Source organism: Vitiosangium sp. GDMCC 1.1324 (assembly GCF_003044305.1).
In the GTDB taxonomy this organism is placed as follows: domain Bacteria; phylum Myxococcota; class Myxococcia; order Myxococcales; family Myxococcaceae; genus Archangium.
In genome coordinates this window covers 38,906-54,522 of sequence record NZ_PZOX01000016.1, presented here as the reverse complement: position 1 = coordinate 54,522, position 15,617 = coordinate 38,906, and the positions used below count along the sequence as shown (strand labels likewise).

Below are 15,617 nucleotides of genomic sequence, written 5' to 3'. Positions count from 1 at the left end.
CGGGGCTTGTAAAGCAACCCCGGCTCTGACAGGGAGGGACCCCTCCCTATGCCCAGAATCCTCCTGCTGCACACCGGCGGCACGCTGGGGATGGCCGGGGGCCGGCCGTCCGCGCTGCGCCCCGCGGCCTTCTTCAAGACGCTCAAGTCCCGCTGCCCTGAACTCTTCCAGCTCGCCGACATCGAGCTGGAGCTCTTCTGCAACGTGGACAGCTCGGAGATGCAACCCGAGCTGTGGAGCCGGCTGGCCAGCCGCCTGTACCACCGGCTGCCGGATTTCGACGGAGCCGTGGTGACCCACGGGACGGACACGCTCGCCTACACGGCGAGCGCCCTGTCCTTCATGCTGCCCGGGCTGCCCAAGCCCGTGGTGATGACGGGCTCGCAGCGGCCCCTGGGGGAGATCCGCTCGGATGCGCGGCTCAACCTCATCGACGCGGTGCTCTCCGCCCTCCAGGGGCCTCCCGAGGTGAGCATCTGCTTCGACTCCCACCTCTACCGCGGCAACCGCAGCCGCAAGGTGAAGGTGTCCGAGTACGACGCCTTCGAGAGCCCCAACTGCCCCCTGCTGGGCACCCTGGGAGTGGACGCCACCTTCGCTCCGGGCCTGCGCCAGAAGGGCCCCTTCCGCCTGCGCGAGAAGCTGGAGCCCCGCGTCTTCCTCCTCAAGGTGTTCCCGGGACTGGACCCCGCCCTGCCCCTGGCCCTGCTGCCGCAGGTGCGCGGCCTGGTGCTGGAGGCCTATGGCGCGGGGAACTACCCCAGCGACGCCACGCTCGGCCGCTCGCTGCTACCGCTCTTCCGGGAGGCCCGCGAGCGCGGCGTGCCGGTGGTCGTGGTGAGCCAGGCCCACCGCAACGGGGTGGACCTGTCGCTCTACGAATCCGGGGCGGCGGCGCTCCGGGAAGGGGCCCTGAGCGGTGGCGACATGACGCCCTCGGCGGCACTGGTGAAGCTGATGCAGGGGCTCGCCTACTACCGGGACAGGGAGGCGCTGGCCCGCTTCATCCAGACGCCAACTGTCGGGGAGATGACCGAGCGGACGCCTGCTGTTCAGGAGACGGCGGTCAAAAAGTCGAGGCGCGCGCGTTAAGAGCGACCATTCATGGGCATCCGGCCCGAGGCCTGCTTGCTGCGAACATTCGTCGACCCATAAGATGGGGGATAAGATGTCCGACGAGAAGACCGCCGTCCATTCGATTTCGGACCTGCTGGGGTCAGCCGCGCCCCAGCAGAGCGCGTACCTGATCGTCATCAGCGCGAAGTCCGCGTCCGGCATCGGCCGGATGTTCAAGCTGGACCGCTCCGAGACGGTGCTCGGACGCAGCGTGGAGGCGCAATTCCAGGTCGAGGACGATGGCATCTCGCGCAAGCACGCGAAGGTGGTGTCGCTCGGCGAGGGTCGTTTCCAACTGGTGGACCTGGGCAGCACCAACGGGACGTTCCGCAACGGCGTGAAGGTGGACTCGGCGCCGCTCGAGGACGGGGACAAGATCCAGATCGGCTCCAACACGGTGCTGAAGTTCTCCATCCAGGATCAGCTGGAGGAGGCCTACCAGCGCAGCATCTACGAGTCGGCCACGCGGGACGGCCTGACGCGGCTGTACAACAAGAAGTACTTCATGGAGACGCTGCGCAAGGAGTTCGCGTACTGCCTGCGCCACCGGGAGCCACTGTCCCTGGTGATGTTCGACGTGGACTACTTCAAGAAGATCAACGACGTGTACGGGCACCCGGCCGGCGACTACGTGCTGACCCGGATCGCGCAGCGGGTGGCGGACACCATCCGCACCGAGGATCTCTTCGCGCGCTACGGAGGCGAGGAGTTCGCCCTCATGCTGCGCGAGTCGGCCGAGGAGCAGGCGCTGTCGTGTGCCGAGCGCTGCCGCGCGGCAGTGGACCGCGCGGACTTCATCTTCAGCGGCACGCCCATCAAGGTGACCATCAGCCTGGGCGTGGCCACGCTGCACGACTCGGACTTCGCGCAGGCGGAGGATCTGATCGCCGCGGCGGACAAGTACCTCTACCGAGCCAAGCGCGCCGGCCGCAACCGCGTGGACGGCAAGGCCATTAGCGGTCCGTAGAGATCCTTAATCTAGGTCCCCTCTATCTCGAGCCCCGGCGTCTCCGCGAGCATCTCCACGCGGTTTCCGCCGGCCGCCTGGGCCTCTTCCAGGGAGCTCTGCGCCTGACGCACGAGGTTCGCGAAGGACGACTCCCGCCCCGGAGCGAGCGCGGCCAATCCCACGGACACGGTGGGGCGGAGGAGCTGATCGTCGAAGGTGAGGCTGGAGCGGGCCACGCGCTCGCAGACGCGGCGCGCCACGGTGTGGGCGCCAGCCAGGTCCGTATGGGGCAACAACAGCAGCACGCGCTCCGCCGAGTACTGCACCGGAAAGTCCGTATCGCGCAGCGAGCGCCGGATGGCGAGCGCCAGTCCGCCATAGAGCTGCTCGCGCAGCTCGCGGTCCACCCGGACCGGAAGCGGATCGAACGCCACCAGCGCGAGTGCCAGGGGCAGGCCGTAGCGCCGGGAGCGCTTCACCTCGACGAAGACGAAGTCCTTGAAGTGCGCGAAGACGTAGAACTGGGTGAGCGGATCCAACAGCCCGTCTCCCGAGGCCCGCACCGGCTCGGAAGCAGGCGCGGCCCTTCCCTTGCGCGCCGACGTGCCTCGCGGGAGCGAGCGCAGCTTCACCAACTCGGGCAGGCGCACCTTCAAATCCCTGGCGGAGATGGGGAGCGGAAGGATGCCATCCGCGAAGCCCGCCTTGCCGGGCGTGTGCTGCGCGGCCAGGACGAGCGCCTGCGGCAACCCCCTGCGCACCGCACGCACCACCTGTGCCGGCCGCTCCACGGACGGCCCCAGCACCACCACTTGGGCCCGGCCCGGCTCCGCCTCCCACTCCGCCACGGCGGACACCTCGAGTCCCGCCTTCTCCAGGCCCTCCTTCAGCTTGCGGCGCCCAGCAGCCCCCGGCTCGACAACGATGGCTCGCGTCACTTTCATGCACACCTCTCCAGACACCAGACCATACAGACGCACCTGGAGCACCTGCAAGGGCCCTCGGCGAGCCTTCAAGGAGGCCTGAAGCCGAGCCGCTCCAGACCCCGCCGCGCCACATGCTGGACGTGGGAGTCCGGGTCTCCGGCCAGGGCCTGACTGAGCGCGGAGGCGGCGAAGGGGCCTCCGAGGGAGCCTAGCGCTTCCGCGGCGGCCACCCGCACCGAGGCCACGCTGTCCTCCTGCAGCGTCTGGGCGAGGGGTTTCACGTGCTGGGCACGGCCGATCCGCTCCAGCGCGCGGGCGGCGGCCTCGCGCACCGCGGGGTGTGGAGAGCCGAGCAGGGCCACCGCGGTCTCCCCCTGCACCGTCTGGCGCTGCTGGCCCACCACCCCGAGGGCAGCGGCCACCACCTCCGGCGCGGAGTCGCCGAGCGCGGCGGTGACGGCGGCATCTCCCTCTGGCGAGCGCGGCAGCGCGAGTGCCCGCACCGCCCCGGCCCGCACCAGCGCCTGCGAGTCCTTCAGGAAGGGGGACAGCACCTGGAAACGGCGCTTGCCGGCGCCATCGCACTCGGACAACCCGGCCACCGCCTCGCCTCGCACGTCCGCGGGAAGCCGGGGGTCGTTCGCTACCTCCAGGAGGAACGGCTCACAGGCCTTGTCGGCCGCGGCCACCTCCAACCACACGCGCCGGGAAGCCAGGGAAGCCTCATCCATGCGGACCCGGCGGCTCGCGGCCTCCATCAGGGTCAGCCCCTCGGACTCGGCGAGCCCACGGGCCGCCACCTGGCGCACCACGGCCTCCGTGTCCCCCAGGGCCCGCTCCAGCTCACGCTGCGCCAGCGGGCCGTAGCTCCTCAACGACTGCACGGTGGCGCGCCGCTCCGCGGAGTCGAGCGAGGTGAGCCCCTTCTGCAGCTTCTCCAGGTCCCGGGAGTAGACGGCGAAGAGGCGGTTGATGAGGAGCTGATCCGGCGGCTTCGCCTCCAGCACCAGCATGCGTCCCACCGAGGAGCCCTGCTTCTCGGCGACCCGGAGGAGCGCGGAAGCGGCGGCCTCGTCACCGGACTCGGGACGCCTGGACATGGCCTCCAGCAGCACCCGGGCCGGGGACCTGCCGAGAAAGGTGGCGAGGTGGACGAGCGCCTCGCCCCGGAGCGTGGCCTCCTCCGCGTACACCTCCAACTCCAGGGCCTCCCGGATGGCGTCCCGGCGGGCCCAGACGCGGGCCGCGGCGGTTCCGCCCTTCGCCCCCGCGTCCTTCAGGAACGAGGCGGTGGAGCGGCCGGCCTCGGCGGCGGCCCGTGCGGCGGTGAGGCAGACGAGCCCCTCGTCCCGGGCCGGGGCCTCGGCCACCCAGTCGGCCAGGACGCGCGGCTCGATGAGCCCCCGGACCTTCGCCTGGGCCCGCAGCGCCCCCCACCGCACCCGCCAGTCCGGATCCGTCAGCGCCGAGCGGAGCGCCATCTGGGCCGGGAGGCCGGGAGTTCCCTTCCCGAGCTCCAGCACCCAGGCATCGGGGCGGCCGGTGGTGACGCACAGCTGGCACACCCGGGCTCGAAGGGCCAGGTCCTGCACATGTCTCTGGCAGGACATCCAGCAACCAGTGGCTCCCTGGCCGCTTTGCTGACCGGCCGATAACAGCAGGACGAGGAGGAGTGCGGGGCTCACGGAGGATCCATTTTACCCCACCCATCGCATCCTTTTCTGAGGGTGTCCTTGCGTTTTCACGCCCGCTGCGTCATATCGGCGCCCCCTACATTTCTAGCGCACGCGGAAGGAGGTGACAGGCATGCCCGGCATTCGAGTCAAGGACGGCGAGTCCATCGAGAGCGCCCTGAAGCGCTTCAAGAAGGCCACCGAGAAGGCTGGTATCCTCTCCGAGATCCGCAAACGCGAGCACTACGAGAAGCCTTCCGTGAAGAGGAAGAAGAAGGCTCTCGCGGCCAAGAAGCGCGCGGTGAAGAAGGCGCGTAAGACGTACTAAGACGCCCCGTCGGGAGCTGGGGTCGCGTCAGTCTGGCGCCCTGGCTCCCGTCCGTGTAGCACCCTTCCCACACATTCCTGGAGCCCTGTATGGCCACCGTGAGAGAGCGCATCGACGCCGACCTCAAGGACGCGATGCGGTCGAAGAACGAGCTGAACACCAGCGTCCTGCGGATGCTCAAGAGCGCCATCAAGTACAAGGAAGTGGAGCCTGGCGCCACCGGCCCTCTGGACGAGGCCGGCATCCTTCAGGTCATCGGCACCCTCATCAAGCAGCGCCGCGACTCGGTCGAGCAGTTCAAGACCGGCGGCCGCCCCGAGCTGGCCGAGAAGGAAGAGGCGGAAATCTCCGTCCTCCAGAACTACCTGCCCAAGCAGCTCACCCCGGACGAGCTGCGCGCCGAGGTCCAGGCCGCCATCACCCAGGCCGGTGCCAAGAGCGCCAAGGACATGGGCGCGGTGATGAAGGTCCTCACGCCCAAGCTGCAGGGCCGTGCCGAGGGCCGCGCCATTTCCGAGGAAGTGAAGAACCAGCTCTCCAAGCTGTCCTGAAGTCCAGGCCTCGAACGGCGCCGGGCGGGTCTTGAACTTGCCCGGCCGCTGATCGGCCATTAAGGGTATTTCCGCCCGTCTCCCCGTCCCTGCTCTGGACGGCCCGCGAAGCGCCGAAATGCCCCTCCTTCAGCACATCTCCGACCTGAGCCGGACCTACATCGGCCCTCCCCCACCCGGGAGCGCCTCACGTGTCAGGGGCGCGACCCATACTCGTCCGCCGGTGTCGGAGCGCGGACCATGGGGGTCTGCCCATTCCGGTCCGAGGGGGTGGCGGTCGTGATCCCCGAGCACAAAATCCAGGAAGTCCTCGAGCGGGTGGACCTGGTGGGGCTCGTCTCTCGCTACGTGGAGCTCAAGAAGGCCGGGCGTGAGTTCAAGGGCCGCTGCCCGTTCCACCAGGAGAAGACCCCCTCCTTCTACGTCGTCCCCGAGAAGCGCTTCTATTTCTGCCATGGATGCCGGGCCAGCGGCGACGCCGTGTCCTTCGTCCAGCGCTACCTGGGCAAGACGTTCATCGACGCGGTCCGGGACCTGGCCCGCGAGGTGGGGGTGGACCTGGAGGCGGCGCAGGACCCCGGCGCCCGGGAGCGGCAGCAGCTCAAGGAAGTGACCGACCAGGCGGCCGAGCACTTCCGCGCCCTGCTGTGGGAGGAGGAGGGACGCCGCGCCCGCGCCTACCTCGCCAGCCGCGGCATCTCCGAGGAGACCGCCAAGGCCTTCGGGCTGGGCTGGGCCCCCGCCGCGTGGACCTCGCTGGCGGACCGGCTCACCAAACTGGGGATGGTGGAGTGGGGCCTCAACGCGGGCCTCGTCTCCAAGCGCCAGAAGGGTGACGGCTACTTCGACTTCTTCCGCAGCCGCCTCATCATCCCCATCCGCGCCCCCGAGGGCCGCCCCATCGCCTTCGGCGCCCGGCTCGTGGACGCGGAAGAGGGCCCCAAGTACCTCAACTCGCGCGAGTCCCGGCTCTACAACAAGAGCGAGACGCTCTTCGGCATGGACCAGGCGCGCGATGAGATCCGCCGCCGCAAGTCCGCCGTCCTCGTCGAGGGCTACTTCGACTGCATCGCGCTGCACCAGGAGGGGGTGAAGCACGCGGTGGCGCTCTGCTCCACCGCCCTCACCCCGGGCCACCTCAAGGTGCTCGGCCGCGCCGAGGCCCGCGAGCTCTTCCTCCTGCTGGACGGAGACCAGGCGGGTCTCGCCGCCGTGGAGCGCCTGGCCGGCCCCCTGCTCGCTGCGGGAGCGGCCGCCAAGGTGGCCCTGCTGCCCCAGGGCGACGACCCGGACACCTTCATCCGCCGCGCCGGCGCCGCGGGCCTGGAGCAACTGCTCACCGAGGCCCGCCCCCTCACCAACCACGTCTTCTCCACCATCCTCCCCCAGGGGAAGGAGGCCAGCTTCGAGGAGAAGATGGCCGCGCTGGAGCGGCTCAAGCCCGTGTCGGCGCAGCTCCCCGTGGGACTGGTGCGCTCGGCCTTCTTCGCCGCCCTGAGCGCCTGGTGCGGCCTGCCCGCGGCTGAGCTGGAGGCCTCGCTGCGCAGCAAGGCACCCCCGCCCGTCAATCCCGTGCCCAAGCCGGGACAGGTCTCCCCTCAAGGCCGGCCCGGTCAGCCGCCCGGCCGGGGAGCGGCCCCCCAGGGAGCCCCCGCGCCCCGCCAGGGCCCGCCGGTGAAGCCTCCGGACGCCCTGGAGGCCCTGTACGTGGCCGCCGCCCTGCGCGAGCCCCGGCTGGTGGCCCGTGACTCCTTCCGCGTCTGTGACGAGCTGTCCCACCCCGGCCTGCGCCTGGCCCTGGCCCACGCCACCGCCGGCCATGGCGCCGAGGACGCCCTCTTCGAGGCCCACGACACCGTCAAACGCGCCATCGAGGCCGCCTGGCGCCAGCTTGCCGACCAGCAAGGCTCCGCTCTCGAGCACTACTTCCTGCAACTGTGCCGCGCGATCATGCTGCGCCGCATCAACCAGCAGCTAGACTACATCAAGCGGACCACCAGTCAGACGGCGGGGGCCATCGACCTTTCGGACGACACCCGGCGCCTGCTCGCACAGCGGATCGAATTGCTCGCATTGAAGAAACGCGTGGAGGAGGAGATACGCCCGCCTCCTCCGGGAACAAAGGCACCGATGCAACCGGTTTGAGTTCGCGTTTGTAAGAATCCTCATCTTTGCGATAGATCGGCCGGCTCGCTCCAGGCCAAGCCCCTGTTTTTCTAAGGAGAAGTACCCGAATGCCGACGCAGAAGCCCTCCTCGAAGGTGGCCGTCAAGCCCAAGAAGAAGGTGGCCCCGGAGATCCGGAAGAAGAAGAAGTCTCCGGAGGACGCCTCGGCCCAGGGTACGGACAGCGCCGAGGCCAGCGCCGCCGCTCCCGCGAAGAAGGCGGACAAGAGCGAGAAGGCCGCCGCCGCGGAGAAGGCCACCGAGACGCTCAAGAAGCGCAAGGCCGTCACGCAGGTGAATGACGGCGACGTCGATCCCGAGGAGGCCGCGGAAGAGGCGGCCGCCGCCGTCGAGGTCGATCCCGACGCCGTCGAGGACGAGGTGGACGAGGAGCCCATCGCAGACCGCAAGGAGGTCAAGGACCTCCTGGCCGCTGGTCGCGAGAAGGGCTTCCTCACCTACGACGAGGTCAATGACGCCCTGCCCGCGGACATCGTGTCGTCGGATCAGATCGACGACGTGATGAGCATGTTCGGCGACAACGACATCGAGATCGTCGACGCGCAGAAGGCCGCCCAGAGCACGGAGATCAAGCCCACGGTCGCGGTGGAGGAAGAGCGCGCCGAGGCCGACGAGGACGAGAAGGACGAGGACGACGAGCCGGGTGGCAAGTCCAACGACCCTGTCCGCCTGTACCTGCGCAAGATGGGCAGCGTGAGCCTCCTCACCCGCGAGGGCGAGGTGGAGATCGCCAAGCGCATCGAGGAAGGCGAGAAGGAAGTGCTGCGCGCGCTGCTGGCCTGCCGCGTGGCCATGGTCGAAATCCTCGACATCGGCAACAAGCTCAAGACGGGCAAGCTGCGCGTGCGCGACGTCATCAAGGACGCGCCCGAGGAGGCCCAGGGCGAGGGCGAGGAGGCCGAGGTCGAGGTCGCCGAAGAGGGCGCCGAGGGCGAGGCCCAGCCGCAGCAGCTCGCCCAGAGCGAGCTCAACAAGATTGAGCAGATCAACAAGCAGATCGAGCGCATCCGCAAGTTCGCCAAGGACTGCGAGGTCTTCGACTCGGAGCTCGGCGGCAAGAAGAAGCTCACCGAGGTGAAGAAGAAGGAGCTCAAGCAGGAGGTGAAGGATCTCCGGACCAAGATGATGGAGGTCCTGGAGGAGATGCGGCTCAACAAGAAGCAGGTGGACCGCATCGTCGCCAACCTCAAGGGGCTCATCGAGCGCGTGGAGAAGGCGGAGGCGGAGCTGCGCGAGATCGAGCGCCGCTACGGCGTCCCCATGGACTCGCTGCGCGAGCTGCTGCGCGAGGCCAAGGAGGACCCCGAGGCCCTCAAGAAGGCGCAGCGCAAGCTCAACATCACCTCCGAGCAGCTCGAGGTGCTGGAGCGCGACGTGCGCACCGCCACGCGCAACATCAAGCGCGTGGAGGAGGAGGCCAACCTCGAGGTGGACGAGCTGCGCCGCAACTACGAGGCCATCCGCCTGGGTGAGCGCCGCGCCGAGCGCGCCAAGACGGAGCTGGTCGAGGCCAACCTGCGCCTCGTGGTCTCCATCGCCAAGAAGTACACCAACCGCGGCCTGCAGTTCCTGGACCTCATCCAGGAGGGCAACATCGGCCTGATGAAGGCCGTGGACAAGTTCGAGTACAAGCGCGGCTACAAGTTCTCGACGTACGCCACGTGGTGGATCCGCCAGGCGATTACGCGCGCCATCGCGGACCAGGCCCGCACCATCCGCATCCCGGTGCACATGATCGAGACGATCAACAAGCTCATCCGCACCAGCCGCTACCTCGTGCAGGAGATCGGCCGCGAGCCGACGCCCGAGGAGATCGCGGAGAAGATGGAGCTGCCGCTCGACAAGGTGCGCAAGGTGCTGAAGATCGCCAAGGAGCCCATCTCCCTGGAGACGCCCATTGGCGAGGAAGAGGACAGCCACCTGGGCGACTTCATCGAGGACAAGAGCCTCGTGTCGCCTTCCGACGCGGTCATCAACATGAACCTGGCCGAGCAGACCCGGAAGGTGCTCGCCACGCTCACGCCGCGCGAGGAGAAGGTGCTGCGCATGCGCTTCGGCATCGGCGAGAAGAGCGACCACACCCTGGAAGAGGTGGGCCAGGACTTCGAGGTGACGCGCGAGCGCATCCGGCAGATCGAGGCCAAGGCGCTGCGCAAGCTGCGCCACCCGAGCCGCTCCAAGCGCCTGCGCTCCTTCGTGGAGAGCTGAGCGCCCCTGCCCTCCCCGTCCCTCCCCAAGAGGGTCGGGAAGCGGGTACCCGCCCCCATGCGTCGCTCCCCGAGCCTGGGCAGGTGACGTAAGAAGAAGCCCCCGCTCCCCTCGTGGACCGGGGGCTTTTTCATTTCCCAGGTGGAGCTCCCATGCCGGTGAAGCGGAAGACAGCGCGCAAGGCGGCAACGAAGCCGGGCCCGGACAAACCCCTCCCCTTCCCCGAGGCCGTGCGCCGCGCGGTGCGCGCCATCCCCCGGGGCGAGGTGCGCTCGTACGCGCAGGTGGCCCTCTACGCGGGGCGGCCAGGCGCGGCACGTGGCGTGGGGCGGGAGCTGAAGACGCTGCAGAACGTGCCCTGGTGGCGTGTCATCCGCTCGGACGGGACGCTCGCGCCGGGGATAGCGGTGGAGCAGGCCCGGCGGCTGAAGGCCGAAGGAGTCCCCTTGAAGGGCGATGGTACCTCCTGGCGCGTGAGGCTCTGAGCACCCTCGCGGAACACCCTCTTGCGCGAGCGCGGGGTGCGCGATACTTCCCCAGTCAGTACAGTGCCTCGGCGCCGTGCGTGCGTGGTTCGAGGGCCCTTAGCTCAGCGGTTAGAGCTGTCGGCTCATAACCGATTGGTCCCTGGTTCGAATCCAGGAGGGCCCACTTCCCTTCCCACGCCCCACGCCTCGGGATTCTTATCCGAGGCGTGGGAGCGAATTCCCGCCCCCTCCGAACTCCGCACCACCGGCGCACCATGCGGGCCGCCCACCGTCAGCGGGAGCACCTCGGCAAGGGAGCTCCTCGGTCGGTTGGAAACTGAGCTGCTCCAGGCCCGCGCGCATGTCGTCAACACCGAGGTGTGAGCCTGCCCCGATTTTGTGACTCCCCCGCACTTCGTGTGATTCAGCGGCGGCGAGCAGGTGAGCCTCATTCGTGCGGCCATCCGCATAGGCCCAGGATTCACACAAACTGCGGGAGAGCCACGTAACTGGGGCAAGCCCAAACCCAGCCTGGCTCCTCATTGGGCCCAACCGCTACAGTGTGCACGTGTTCGCACCATGGAAGCAGGGGGCGAGAATAGGGGCTTACTGAATGGTTGGGCTGTGTGTTCTTGCCACTCTCGCGCTTCTAACAGTGCTGGTGGTGTCCTCCCTGCGCCGGCCGTCCGGGAAAACGGCGCCGACCGCAACCGGGGACAGGGAGCCAACTGCAACCTCCCTCTCACCAATCACGAGGACCGTCCTGCTCCCCAGGGGTAGCACCGTCCATGTGGTGGGCGAGTCGCACTATCAGCCAGCCTTGGAGCGACTCGCTGGTGGGCGCTCTGACGAGAGTGTGCGAGTGGACGTGGTGGCCACGCTGAAGCGTGAGCCGGATAACCGGTACGACACGAATGCGGTGGTCGTTCTCATTGAGGGCCGACAGGTGGGCTACCTGTCGCGCGAGGACGCGCCGGTCTTCCAGCCCTTGTTGAAGGAGATGGAGGCGCGTGGTGAGGTGGCAACATGCTCGGCGGTTATCGTCGGTGGTTGGGATCGCGGCGCACGGGGGAAGGGCAGCTTTGGTGTCCGGCTGAGACTCGCCCGTCCGGGACAGGCGCCGGCCGCGTCACCGCCACCACCGTCTGATGCGGAGTTGGTTTCCAGCGCAGTGGAACGGATGTGGATGGCCAAGGGCCCCGCCGGACGCAGAGCCGCGCTCAAAGCCGTGCTCGATAAGCTCACAACAGAGGAGGCGCGGCAGGAACTGTTGGCCGAGGCCTCGCTTATCGAAGTGACTGCCGCACTGGAGAAGGCAGCATCCCTGAAGACGGCCACAGCCAAGCGGCGTCGACTGGAAGAGGCTCTTGCAACGCTACGCGCGGATTCAGTGCCGGACGAACTCCAACAGCAGCAGGTGGCTTGGTTGGAGGCCGCCTTACGCGAGTTGGATGCACCTCACGCCTCGGAAAATAACAACTTGGATGGTTCCGGGGGGGAACAGGGAACCACTGGCCAAACATCAGCGCCGCCCCCGGGCGAGGAGAGCCTCAAGTGAAGCGGCCGGGGTGCGGATGGAGCGCCCGACCCACACCCGTTCCAGTTCCCCACGTTCGAGGAGCGCGTAGACCCTGGCCCGGCAGACGGCCAGCTCTTCAGCCACCTCGCGCACCGTGAGCATCGGCGGGCCCACCGGCCGCACCATGCTCCGCACCACCGGCGCATCATCGCCAGTCGAAATTGGTCCCCGGGTCGAATCCAGGAGGGCCCACTCCCCATCCCCCGCACTCTCATGGCTACGGTGACACGCGTGGTAGCGTCGCCCCATGTGGCTCGCCCTCGCATTGAGCTCCGTCCTCGCCGCGACCGTCCCCGATGGGTGGATCCTCGTTCCCGAACCGTCTGAGGAGCAGGTGGGCTGTGCCAACCACTCGAGACTCGCGTGGCGGGTGTCCTCGGACAAGAACGGGGTCCGCGTCGAGCCGGAGCCCGATCCGGAGCACGACACGGGTGCACGGCTCCCCTTCGCGCTTCCCAAGGAGCTCCACGTCGGCGGGACGAGGCACGTGCTTGCGGTGCCGGACGGATTCCTCGTGGGATCCGACGCGGGCGAGTGGGGTGGTGGCCTCTTCTGGTTCTCGTCGGACGGCAAGACGTGGCGGCAGCTCGCGAATGAGAACGTGAACGGACTGGTGCAGCTCGGGCCCGGTGAGGTGCTCTCGCTCCATGGGTTGAATCACCTGGGCATGCGACGGGGCGCCGCTCGCTGGCTCGTGCAGGACGCACAACGGCAGTGGACCGTCTCCGAGACGAAGATGCTGGATGCGGGTCCCCAAGCGTTCGTGTCCACCCCGGAGGCGCTCTACGTGGTGACCGCCGACTCGCTCACGCGCATCGGCCGGGATCGTCAGGTGTCCGTCCTCCAGCCGCTGCCCACCGCAATCCTCTACCCCAACAGCATGACGGCGGACTCCCATGGCACGCTCTGGGTCGGCATGCGCCACTTCGTCCTCCGGCTCACCCCCTCCGGGAAGGGCTTCTCCCGCGAGTGGTTCGTCCCGAAGGACTGCGCCCGGATCAAGCAACAGGACTTCGAGTGCGTGTGCGTAAAGTGAGGCCCGGGCAGGGGCTCGGGAGTCGGCCCCGAGCACCCATGCCCCCGCGCCTGTGCTTCAGGCCTTCGCCTGCTCGCGGTTCTTCTCGTCCCGCCCGTGCACGGCCGCCGGCGGGCTGGTGGCCTCCACCGCGGTGAAGGGCTCGAGAATCTTGTACGTGTGGCTGGCGCCCCTCGGCACGAGCCAGGAGTCCCCCGCGTTGAGCACCAGCACCTGTCCTTCCAGGTGCAGCTCCGCGCGGCCCTTGATGACGTAGCCGACCGTCTCGTAGTCGCGCACGGTGGGGGGCAACGGCTCGGCCGGCTGCTCGTTCTCCCACAAGCGCATGGAGACCCGGATGCCTCCTGCCAGGTACTTCTGCCCCATCTCACCCTTGGGCGAGAAGTGGGAGTCGACCTTCTTCACGCTGGTGTCGCCCATCTCGTCTCCTCCGCGGACGCTGGCGTCGCGTTGTCCTTTGCCGGACAAGGTAAGGAGCGGCGGGAACAACAGGCCCCGCAATGACACGCCCGCTCCCCCCTCGAAGGGAAGAGCGGGCGCGAGAGCGCTACGGCCCTGAGGCCGCGGCTCCGGGGCTAGCTGGCTGGGCGCACGTTCTGCGCCTGCAGGCCCTTGGGGCCACGCGTCACCTCGTACTCCACCTTCTGGCCCTCGGCCAGGGAGCGGAAGCCATCCATGTTGATGGCGGAGTGGTGGCAGAAGACATCCTCGCCACCCGCATCCGGCGCGATGAAGCCAAAGCCCTTCGCGTCGTTGAACCACTTCACGGTACCAGTTGCCATGCACTTCCCTGCTTTCTGCGTTCTGCTGCTACGGACGACCAGACAGACACCCCGAACCTCGGGGTGCCTGGGAGAGGTAACGGTCCCTGCACCTCCCCCATTCCTCGGGTGGGACCTTCACACTTCTTCATATGTACTGGGCGCGCGCTTCACACCCCCCCCGTACCTTCTGCACCAACCGATGGATGCCGGGCTCCTGACTGCCCGGCCGCTCACGGAAGGAGCAGCACCATGTTTGGATTCGTCTTTGGTTCCGCCTGCCTCGCCGGCCTCATCTACAACCTGCGCCGCGGCCACTGGCACCACCACCGCCACGGCGGCCCCGGCGGCCGCTGGAGCTCGCGCGGCCGGATGCGCTGGCTGTTCGAGCGTCTGGACACCTCGCCCGGCCAGGAGAAGGTCATCATCCAGGCCGCGGATGAGCTCACCGAGGCCTTCGAGAAGATGCGCGACGAGCTGAGCGCCACCCGCGCCTCCATCGCCCGCTCGCTGCGCGGCGAGGCGTTCGACCCGGCCTCCCTCACCGAGTTGGATGCCCGGCACGACGAGCTCATCGCCAATCTGCGCCGCACGCTCCACGTCTCGCTGTCGAAGATCCACGAGGCGTTGGACCCCAAGCAGCGGCGCGAGCTGGCGGACCTGCTCGAGCACGGCTGGGGCCATGGCTTCCGGGAGGGCTACGGCTACCGCGGCTACGGCCACCACGGGGGCCGCTGCGGCGGCGGTTGGCGCGGCGCCCGGGCCTGCTGAGCCACCCTGAAGCCCTGGACAAGGAAAGGAACACACCATGATGCGCCGCCGCGCCCTCATCTTCCTGCTGGCCGTGGGTACCTTCGCGGGCTACGCCTCCGGCTTCGCCAGCCTCTACCGCTGGCACCATTACGGTCCTGGCGGGTTCTGCCGCCACGAGCAGTCCTACGGATACGGCAACCCGGGTCCCAGCACCGCTCCCTGGGCCCCGCCCCAGACCCCACAGGCCCCGCGCCCCGCCGAGGCGCCTCCCGCGCCCCCCGCCCAGCAGGCCCAGGCGCCCACCCCCGACACGCCAGCCACCCCCGGCCCGCGTTAGAGTCGATGTCCTCCCATGGCCACCCGCGTCCTCCTCATCGACGATGACACCCGGATGTACGAGCTGCTCGCGCAGTACCTCGGGCAGAACGGCATCACCGTCACCCATGCACCCGATGGAGGACGCGGCCTGGCCGCGCTGGAGGCCAGCGCCTATGACGCCGTCCTGCTGGACGTGATGATGCCGGGCATGGACGGGTTGGAAGTGTGCCGGCGCATCCGCTCCAAGAGCACCCTCCCCGTCATCATGCTCACCGCCCGAGGCGACGAGACCGACCGCGTCGTGGGGCTCGAGCTCGGCGCGGATGACTACCTGGCCAAGCCCTTCAGCCCTCGCGAGCTGCTCGCGCGCTTGAGGGCCGTACTGCGGCGCGCCCAGCCCACCGCCGTGGCCGAGAAGCTGGAGGCCAGCGGCGTCTCCATCGACGTGTCGGCCCGCGAGGTGCGCACCGGCGGCAAGCTGGTGGAGCTCACCGGGCTCGAGTTTGACTTGCTGGTGGCGCTGGTGCGGCGCGCCGGGCGCGTCATTCCCCGCGACGCGCTGCTCGGCGAGGCCGGCCGCAGTGACACTGTGGTGGGCGAGCGCACCGTGGACGTGCACATCTCCCACCTGCGGCAGAAGCTGGGCGATGAGGGCTCGCGCCTCATCAAGACGGTGCGCGGAGTGGGCTACCTCTTCTCCAAAGAGGGCCCATGAGACGACGGAATTGGCGAGGTCCTCCAGGCCACCGCCCCCCCTGGGGAGAGC

General features: G+C 68.8%; 17 protein-coding genes and 1 tRNA gene. 13 read left to right on the top strand and 5 right to left on the bottom strand.

Annotated features, from left to right (window positions below; translation table 11 throughout):
- Nucleotides 1-48 precede the first annotated feature (48 nt).
- Both DAT35_RS37060 and DAT35_RS37055 read left to right on the top strand, forming a co-directional pair.
- Nucleotides 49-1,092, top strand: coding sequence for an asparaginase (locus DAT35_RS37060; protein ID WP_108073996.1), 1,044 nt, complete (start codon nucleotides 49-51; stop codon nucleotides 1,090-1,092).
- A gap of 76 nt (nucleotides 1,093-1,168) precedes the next feature.
- Nucleotides 1,169-2,083, top strand: a complete 915-nt coding sequence (locus DAT35_RS37055) for a GGDEF domain-containing protein (protein ID WP_108073995.1) — start codon at nucleotides 1,169-1,171, stop codon at nucleotides 2,081-2,083.
- An 11-nt stretch (nucleotides 2,084-2,094) separates the two neighbouring features.
- Here DAT35_RS37055 and DAT35_RS37050 read toward each other — a convergent pair whose 3' ends face one another.
- Together DAT35_RS37050 and DAT35_RS37045 are read right to left on the bottom strand one after the other, a co-directional pair.
- A complete protein-coding gene (locus DAT35_RS37050; RefSeq protein ID WP_146210052.1) occupies nucleotides 2,095-3,009 on the bottom strand; it encodes a diguanylate cyclase in 915 nt (304 codons plus the stop codon).
- Nucleotides 3,010-3,077: 68 nt separating this feature from the next.
- Nucleotides 3,078-4,601 (bottom strand): HEAT repeat domain-containing protein, encoded by a 1,524-nt coding sequence (locus DAT35_RS37045; protein ID WP_108073993.1) that lies wholly within the window; start codon nucleotides 4,599-4,601, stop codon nucleotides 3,078-3,080.
- 196 nt (nucleotides 4,602-4,797) lie between these two features.
- On the opposite strand from DAT35_RS37045, the gene rpsU reads away from it, so the two are divergent.
- From rpsU to DAT35_RS37010, 7 genes are all read left to right on the top strand, one after another.
- Nucleotides 4,798-4,992 carry a 30S ribosomal protein S21 gene (gene rpsU, locus DAT35_RS37040; protein ID WP_002621505.1) on the top strand — a complete coding sequence of 65 codons (195 nt, stop codon included), beginning with the start codon at nucleotides 4,798-4,800 and terminating at the stop codon, nucleotides 4,990-4,992.
- Nucleotides 4,993-5,081: 89 nt separating this feature from the next.
- Entirely contained in the window at nucleotides 5,082-5,543 is a 462-nt protein-coding gene (locus DAT35_RS37035) for a GatB/YqeY domain-containing protein (protein WP_108073992.1), read from the top strand.
- 240 nt (nucleotides 5,544-5,783) lie between these two features.
- Nucleotides 5,784-7,688: a DNA primase gene (gene dnaG / locus DAT35_RS37030; RefSeq protein ID WP_108073991.1), complete on the top strand. Its 1,905-nt coding sequence runs from the start codon at nucleotides 5,784-5,786 to the stop codon at nucleotides 7,686-7,688.
- A gap of 89 nt (nucleotides 7,689-7,777) precedes the next feature.
- Nucleotides 7,778-9,937 (top strand): RNA polymerase sigma factor RpoD, encoded by a 2,160-nt coding sequence (rpoD, locus tag DAT35_RS37025; protein ID WP_108073990.1) that lies wholly within the window; start codon nucleotides 7,778-7,780, stop codon nucleotides 9,935-9,937.
- 152 nt (nucleotides 9,938-10,089) lie between these two features.
- Nucleotides 10,090-10,422 carry an MGMT family protein gene (locus DAT35_RS37020; protein ID WP_108073989.1) on the top strand — a complete coding sequence of 111 codons (333 nt, stop codon included), beginning with the start codon at nucleotides 10,090-10,092 and terminating at the stop codon, nucleotides 10,420-10,422.
- A 93-nt stretch (nucleotides 10,423-10,515) separates the two neighbouring features.
- Nucleotides 10,516-10,588: transfer RNA gene (locus DAT35_RS37015), tRNA-Ile, on the top strand.
- A 429-nt stretch (nucleotides 10,589-11,017) separates the two neighbouring features.
- Nucleotides 11,018-11,962 (top strand): HIRAN domain-containing protein, encoded by a 945-nt coding sequence (locus DAT35_RS37010; protein WP_108073988.1) that lies wholly within the window; start codon nucleotides 11,018-11,020, stop codon nucleotides 11,960-11,962.
- On the opposite strand, the gene DAT35_RS37005 is transcribed toward DAT35_RS37010, so the two are convergent.
- Nucleotides 11,927-12,085 (bottom strand): helix-turn-helix domain-containing protein, encoded by a 159-nt coding sequence (locus tag DAT35_RS37005; RefSeq protein WP_233261965.1) that lies wholly within the window; start codon nucleotides 12,083-12,085, stop codon nucleotides 11,927-11,929. The genes DAT35_RS37010 and DAT35_RS37005 overlap by 36 nt on opposite strands.
- Nucleotides 12,086-12,230: 145 nt before the next feature.
- Here DAT35_RS37005 and DAT35_RS37000 point away from each other — a divergent pair, with 145 nt between their 5' ends.
- Nucleotides 12,231-13,019, top strand: a complete 789-nt coding sequence (locus tag DAT35_RS37000) for a hypothetical protein (protein WP_108073987.1) — start codon at nucleotides 12,231-12,233, stop codon at nucleotides 13,017-13,019.
- Nucleotides 13,020-13,076: 57 nt separating this feature from the next.
- Here DAT35_RS37000 and DAT35_RS36995 read toward each other — a convergent pair whose 3' ends face one another.
- Together DAT35_RS36995 and DAT35_RS36990 are read right to left on the bottom strand one after the other, a co-directional pair.
- The gene (locus tag DAT35_RS36995; RefSeq protein ID WP_108073986.1) at nucleotides 13,077-13,439 is read right to left on the bottom strand and encodes a cupin domain-containing protein; all 363 of its coding nucleotides are present in this window, start codon (nucleotides 13,437-13,439) and stop codon (nucleotides 13,077-13,079) included.
- A gap of 155 nt (nucleotides 13,440-13,594) precedes the next feature.
- Entirely contained in the window at nucleotides 13,595-13,801 is a 207-nt protein-coding gene (locus DAT35_RS36990; protein WP_108073985.1) for a cold-shock protein, read from the bottom strand.
- Nucleotides 13,802-14,032: 231 nt separating this feature from the next.
- Between DAT35_RS36990 and DAT35_RS36985 the strand changes: the two genes are divergently transcribed.
- From DAT35_RS36985 to DAT35_RS36975, 3 genes are read left to right on the top strand one after another with little or no spacing between them, the layout of a single operon-like run.
- The gene (locus DAT35_RS36985) at nucleotides 14,033-14,551 is read left to right on the top strand and encodes a periplasmic heavy metal sensor (RefSeq protein ID WP_108073984.1); all 519 of its coding nucleotides are present in this window, start codon (nucleotides 14,033-14,035) and stop codon (nucleotides 14,549-14,551) included.
- 37 nt (nucleotides 14,552-14,588) lie between these two features.
- Nucleotides 14,589-14,870 (top strand): hypothetical protein, encoded by a 282-nt coding sequence (locus tag DAT35_RS36980; protein WP_108073983.1) that lies wholly within the window; start codon nucleotides 14,589-14,591, stop codon nucleotides 14,868-14,870.
- 15 nt (nucleotides 14,871-14,885) lie between these two features.
- Nucleotides 14,886-15,566, top strand: a complete 681-nt coding sequence (locus DAT35_RS36975) for a response regulator transcription factor (RefSeq protein WP_108073982.1) — start codon at nucleotides 14,886-14,888, stop codon at nucleotides 15,564-15,566.
- Nucleotides 15,567-15,617 lie beyond the last annotated feature (51 nt).

Excerpts from the sequence above, each read along its gene's own strand:
- DAT35_RS37060 (WP_108073996.1), top strand. The coding sequence starts at position 49 with ATGCCCAGAATCCTCCTGCTGCACACCGGCGGCACGCTGGGGATGGCC.
- DAT35_RS37055 (WP_108073995.1), top strand. The coding sequence starts at position 1,169 with ATGTCCGACGAGAAGACCGCCGTCCATTCGATTTCGGACCTGCTGGGG.
- DAT35_RS37050 (WP_146210052.1), bottom strand. The coding sequence starts at position 3,009 with ATGAAAGTGACGCGAGCCATCGTTGTCGAGCCGGGGGCTGCTGGGCGC.
- DAT35_RS37045 (WP_108073993.1), bottom strand. The coding sequence starts at position 4,601 with ATGTCCTGCCAGAGACATGTGCAGGACCTGGCCCTTCGAGCCCGGGTG.
- rpsU (WP_002621505.1), top strand. The coding sequence starts at position 4,798 with ATGCCCGGCATTCGAGTCAAGGACGGCGAGTCCATCGAGAGCGCCCTG.
- DAT35_RS37035 (WP_108073992.1), top strand. The coding sequence starts at position 5,082 with ATGGCCACCGTGAGAGAGCGCATCGACGCCGACCTCAAGGACGCGATG.
- dnaG (WP_108073991.1), top strand. The coding sequence starts at position 5,784 with ATGGGGGTCTGCCCATTCCGGTCCGAGGGGGTGGCGGTCGTGATCCCC.
- rpoD (WP_108073990.1), top strand. The coding sequence starts at position 7,778 with ATGCCGACGCAGAAGCCCTCCTCGAAGGTGGCCGTCAAGCCCAAGAAG.
- DAT35_RS37020 (WP_108073989.1), top strand. The coding sequence starts at position 10,090 with ATGCCGGTGAAGCGGAAGACAGCGCGCAAGGCGGCAACGAAGCCGGGC.
- DAT35_RS37010 (WP_108073988.1), top strand. The coding sequence starts at position 11,018 with ATGGTTGGGCTGTGTGTTCTTGCCACTCTCGCGCTTCTAACAGTGCTG.
- DAT35_RS37005 (WP_233261965.1), bottom strand. The coding sequence starts at position 12,085 with ATGCTCACGGTGCGCGAGGTGGCTGAAGAGCTGGCCGTCTGCCGGGCC.
- DAT35_RS37000 (WP_108073987.1), top strand. The coding sequence starts at position 12,231 with ATGTGGCTCGCCCTCGCATTGAGCTCCGTCCTCGCCGCGACCGTCCCC.
- DAT35_RS36995 (WP_108073986.1), bottom strand. The coding sequence starts at position 13,439 with ATGGGCGACACCAGCGTGAAGAAGGTCGACTCCCACTTCTCGCCCAAG.
- DAT35_RS36990 (WP_108073985.1), bottom strand. The coding sequence starts at position 13,801 with ATGGCAACTGGTACCGTGAAGTGGTTCAACGACGCGAAGGGCTTTGGC.
- DAT35_RS36985 (WP_108073984.1), top strand. The coding sequence starts at position 14,033 with ATGTTTGGATTCGTCTTTGGTTCCGCCTGCCTCGCCGGCCTCATCTAC.
- DAT35_RS36980 (WP_108073983.1), top strand. The coding sequence starts at position 14,589 with ATGATGCGCCGCCGCGCCCTCATCTTCCTGCTGGCCGTGGGTACCTTC.
- DAT35_RS36975 (WP_108073982.1), top strand. The coding sequence starts at position 14,886 with ATGGCCACCCGCGTCCTCCTCATCGACGATGACACCCGGATGTACGAG.